Source organism: Klebsiella sp. HMSC25G12 (assembly GCF_001807705.1).
Classification (GTDB): Bacteria; Pseudomonadota; Gammaproteobacteria; order Enterobacterales; family Enterobacteriaceae; genus Klebsiella; species Klebsiella variicola.
The window spans coordinates 1-3,550 of record NZ_KV789827.1; the positions used below are offsets into that span (position 1 = coordinate 1).

General features: G+C 41.9%; 1 protein-coding gene and 3 pseudogenes. 1 reads left to right on the forward strand and 3 read right to left on the reverse strand.

What is annotated here, in order from left to right:
• The first annotated feature begins 71 nt into the window (after window positions 1-71).
• Window positions 72-1,007 (forward strand): sensor domain-containing diguanylate cyclase, encoded by a 936-nt coding sequence (locus HMPREF3096_RS31330; RefSeq protein WP_225388574.1) that lies wholly within the window; start codon window positions 72-74, stop codon window positions 1,005-1,007.
• Window positions 1,008-1,098: 91 nt separating this feature from the next.
• Here HMPREF3096_RS31330 and HMPREF3096_RS31335 read toward each other — a convergent pair.
• The 3 pseudogenes from HMPREF3096_RS31335 to HMPREF3096_RS05510 all read right to left on the reverse strand — a co-directional run.
• A pseudogene (locus tag HMPREF3096_RS31335) lies at window positions 1,099-1,326 on the reverse strand (IS3 family transposase); the annotation flags it as partial.
• Between the two features lie 306 nt (window positions 1,327-1,632).
• Window positions 1,633-1,746: pseudogene (locus HMPREF3096_RS28765) on the reverse strand (transposase); the annotation flags it as partial.
• 948 nt (window positions 1,747-2,694) lie between these two features.
• A pseudogene (locus HMPREF3096_RS05510) lies at window positions 2,695-3,327 on the reverse strand (IS3 family transposase); the annotation flags it as partial.
• Window positions 3,328-3,550 lie beyond the last annotated feature (223 nt).

Here is a 3,550-nt window from a genome sequence, read left to right on the forward strand (position 1 = left end):
TACCCGAAATCTGATTTATTCAACAAAGCCATGACGACACTGAAATTACCATCGTTAGTGATGATGGTAATGTGATCTTTAATAAAGATAACAGTGTTGTTGGTCGACCGATGGTTATGCCTGATGATTTGAAATCAAAGTTAGCTTCGTCTGAAAGAGGCGATGGTACCTTTTTTTCTTCGGGGCATAAGTATCTTCTTGGTTATGCTCATATGAAAAATACTGACTGGAATGTGTTTGTTTATAGTCATGCTGACAACGTGACCACTATTCTTATTAATTATGCTAAAAATGTGCTTGTGCTGCTAGTTGTAATAATAGTTGTGTTTTCAATTGTTTCATATTTCATTGCATCCCAAATCTCAATTCCTTTAGAAAATCTTGCTATATCTACCAATGCTAAAGATATAGAGTCCTCGCTGACTTATATTAAAGGTATCAATGCTTGGTATGCCGAAGCTGACCGCCTTAAAAAGGCACTTTTAACGAATGTAAAGGTAATGATGAAAAGGGTTAACACTCTAAATGAAGTGGCAGTAAAAGATCCCCTAACCGGTGTAAATAATAGATTGGGGTTTTCGAATAAAACAAAGGATTACACGCAAGGCTCAGGGGCTTCAGTTATTGCTATTGATGTTGACTTTTTTAAAAAAATAAATGATTTCTTCGGGCATGGGGTCGGAGATGAGGTGCTTATTTCTTTGGCTCATGCTATTAATTCTTGCTGCCGTAGTGAAGATATTGTTTGCCGGTTTGGTGGTGAAGAATTTGTTATTTTTCTGCCGAATACTTCAGTGGTAACAGCAGAGCGTATTGCGGAGCGTATCAGAAGTGTTATTGAAAGTTCTGTTTTTACTAATGACTTGCGTGTCACCATATCTGCTGGTGTAGCAACGCAAACTGATCCCCTTAGTGGGATCGACTTTTTGCTGAAAAATGCTGATGATGCTCTTTATCAAGCAAAGGGAGAGGGGCGTAATAAAGTGATTGTATATAGTGCTATTTGAGTTTTGTGTAATGCTCCCAACTTACTGATTTAGTGTACGATGGTGCTTTTGAGGTTCTCACGTGGCTTACATTTGAATCGTCACGGATAATCTAAACACTTCCGAGCCATTGATAATACTGGTTTTCATATCCTGTCGGTGACATCTGATTGCTCGACCCATGTCGACGCTTACTGTTATAAAAAATTTCGATGTAATCAAAAATTTCGCTGCGGGCTTCTCCCGCCTTCCGTAGATCTTTTCTTTATGCGCTCTCGGTTCAGTAACTGAAAAAGCTTTCTGCAACCGCGTTATCGTGACAGTTACCGCGACGGCTCATACACCCTTCCATGATTGCCGTGGTTCCGCGTCGTCTGGCCTGCAAAGATGATTATCTGGTGATTGTGGATATGCCACTGGAAGTACCATGCTTTACGATAACATGGCCTGGAATCGCGATCCGGCGCATCAATGGATCCGGGCGTTGTGCGTTGAGGTCAGTCAGGATGATCCATTTTGACGGTATCAGAATACAGGGCGACTGTCGGTAAGATATAAAATTACTTATTTTCCTGATGCCGGATAGATGTAAGCAACACCCCAAACCAGATTAATTACTTGCAAAACGGAGGTAGTCCATAGATGTAAAAGTGGGCTCAGAAATGCCCATATTTCGGCAGACTACCCCGACGCGAGTGCCGGTTTCGGCCTTTTTCAGCGCAAACGCAATCTGTTCTTCAGTATAGCTTGTCTTTTTCATGGCGAAATACGTGAAATCGCTATTTAGCTATTTTTTATGAAGAATGATGATCCGAGATACTTGAAAACCGTTGTTGCCTTGTGAAAGCATCCCATTTTGAAAAAATCTTGAATTCAAAATGTTGAAGACAAAATCGGATGGAAAAAGTTAACTTATCTGGTATTGTCAGTAAAACCGGCAAAGGATTCAACTTACCAGGGGTGGTTTGTTGAATATGGAGCAGTAGCAGCCCCTTTGCCGGTTTGTCATCCTATCATGCTTGCATCACTTTCCTTCCTGCACCTAAAGACATCCACATACGATCTGCAAATAAGAAGCTCAGGTTTCATTATGGGAGTGAACTTCTTTTAACGATAAATGGGTCTCGCCAGATGCATGAAACGTGACACTGTCACATTTAGATGAATATGATTTAATTCCATTGGTTATAGTTACTATGATAAATATCAATAGCGATAAAATAACATCAATTAATTATAAATTGATACATAATAAATAAAACGAACTTTCATTATTTTGCTATAAAAACAATAAAAATGTATGGATTCGGGAATAATGAGAAATATGCTCATTTTTCCATCGCTTCAAGAGGTATGCAACATCCTATTTACAGTTAGAATAATAACGTTTATTCCATGTGTTAACTTTATGTTAATAACCATAAAAGGGGTACCCGGCTTCTAAATCAGTCCAAAAGTTGCTTTTCGAGTGGTTTTCGCTCAGGTTGCGCTACGCGAAATCTGAAGAAAATCGGAGGGGTGAGTACGTCAGATTTCACGTAGCGTGCGGCGAAGTTAAATAAAATATTCGGATGATTTCTGTCCGGTTAATGGGTCAGTATTAAAATCCCAGGATGAAGAACATCAGGGCAGAAGCCCTTTACGCCGCAAAAGTTACTTTTATCTTTTGGTGGGGGTGACCCTGGCCCAAATTCAGTACAGTGCTAAATCAGAGATCTTCGTCTTTCCGGAGTCTTCGGATGAATTCAGCCGGAGTCATGTCATTTAATGATGAATGCGTTCTCTCATGATTATATTCCCTGCGCCAGTTGTCGAGTTTGTCCTGCGCATCTTCCAGCGAGAGAAACCAGTGAATGTTCAGGCATTCATCCCGCAGACTGCCGTTAAATGATTCAATAAACGGGTTATCCGTTGGTTTTCCGGGGCGGGAGAAGTCCATTGTGACCACGTACTCATACGCCCATTTATCCAGACTTTTCGAAATAAACTCGCTGCCGTTATCTGTCTGAATACGTACCGGCAGGCGCTTGCCCAGCACCCGCAACCCTTCCATCACACCGACCACATCCTCACCTTTCAGCGACTTTCCTGCATGGATCGTCAGACACTCCCGACTAAAATTATCCACTACAGTCAGCGCCCGGAAACGTCGTCCGTTAAACAGGTTATCCGACACGAAATCCATACTCCAGCACTGATCGACTCAGCTCAGGACCAGACGTTGCTGACGATGTGCTGCACTGACATGCCTGCGGGGGCGCTTTTTGCGCAGGTTGAGGCCTTCCAGACAGTAAATCCGATGTGTTTTCTTGTGGTTAACAGGCCAGCCTTCCCGCCGCAGCCCCCAAAGTGACATTACTAAATGGTTCTAACAATCTTTGTCAAAGCTCACTGAAATTGTCTAATCACTGGCTCGTTAGAAATGCCCGTGTGTTGAAAAGTCCGCTTAGTGCTGTGAGTTCAACGGGTCGATGCAACGCTATCCTTAATCAAGGGGGACGTTGTCATGAAACGAAGAACTCGGATTAACTACGGCTTTGTTGAATAAATAAGATTTCGTGCGA